Origin of the sequence: Mesorhizobium sp. M8A.F.Ca.ET.207.01.1.1, assembly GCF_004794715.1 — a bacterium.
GTDB lineage: Bacteria > Pseudomonadota > Alphaproteobacteria > Rhizobiales > Rhizobiaceae > Mesorhizobium.
The window spans coordinates 595,234-596,332 of record NZ_SRUS01000005.1 but is presented as its reverse complement, the minus strand read 5'-3'; the positions used below and the strand labels follow the sequence as shown (position 1 = coordinate 596,332).

At 65.8% G+C, this 1,099-nt stretch carries 1 protein-coding gene; it reads right to left on the bottom strand.

Features of this window, described 5'->3' with window-relative positions; translation table 11 throughout:
* Positions 1-985: cadherin repeat domain-containing protein (locus EN850_RS18265; RefSeq protein WP_246689244.1), on the bottom strand; the 985-nt coding region annotated here is incomplete at its 3' end.
* Positions 986-1,099 lie beyond the last annotated feature (114 nt).

Here is a 1,099-nt window from a genome sequence, read left to right as displayed (position 1 = left end):
GGCGGATGGCGAAGCGCGTGTCATTGATGCTGTAGGTGACGGTCGAGCCCGCGTCGGGATCGGTGGCCGATGCTGTGATCCCGGTGGCTGCCCCCGCCGCGGCGAGTTCGGCGATCTGGTTGGTGGTGGGATCAGCGTCGGGCGGTGCGTTGAAGGCAACCGGCAACTGGCTGGCCGTGACGCCGATTGTAAAGGCGTGGGTATCGATGCTGCCGTCGGACGAGGTTGCCGTCACGTTGAAGTTGACTGAAGGCTCCGAGGACGCGTTAAGCGTGCCCGTGCCGGAGCGCGTGATGACGCCGGTGCTGGCGTTGATGGCAAAGCGCGAGTCGTCGATGCTGTAGGTGATCGTCGAGCCGGCATCGGGATCCGTCGCCGAGGCGGTGATCCCGACCGCCGTGCCGGCGGCGGCGCTCTGGGCGATCTGGTTGGCGGCGGCGTTAGCGTCGGCCGGGGTGTTGAAAGCGACCGGCTCCGGGCTGTTGAGCACGGCGAGGCTGAAGGCCTGGTTGGCGGTGCTGCCGTCGGAGGAGGTTGCCGTCACTGTCAGATTGATCGACGACTGGGTCTCGAAGTCGAGCGTGCCGGTGGCTGAGCGCGTGATGACGCCGCTGCTGGAATTGATGGCGAAGCGCGTGTCATTGATGCTGTAGGTGACGGTCGAGCCCGCGTCGGGATCGGTGGCCGATGCTGTGATCCCGGTGGCTGCCCCCGCCGCGGCGAGTTCGGCGATCTGGTTGGTGGTGGGATCGGCGTCGGGCGGTGCGTTGAAGGCTACCGGATTGCCGGATCCTGGCAGCAGATATTCGATGTGCAGCAGTGGCGCGCTGGCCGGATTGTATTCGTAGGAATCGGCCGTGCGCGTGCCAGTGCCGCTGACCAAAAATGCCATGTCGTTGAGCGCGGCCCAGCCCGAGCGGTTGACGATCTCCTGCACGATCGTCGAAAGGTCAGGCGTGCGCTCGGCCAGGTCATGCTCGCCCACAATGGTCCACGGGTCCGGCGTCCAGGCCGTGGAGGCTGTCGTCCTCGGAAGCGCGGACACGTTGAAGCTGACGGCCGTAAAAGGGCTGGCGTCGTCAACATTATCGCCTTGAAT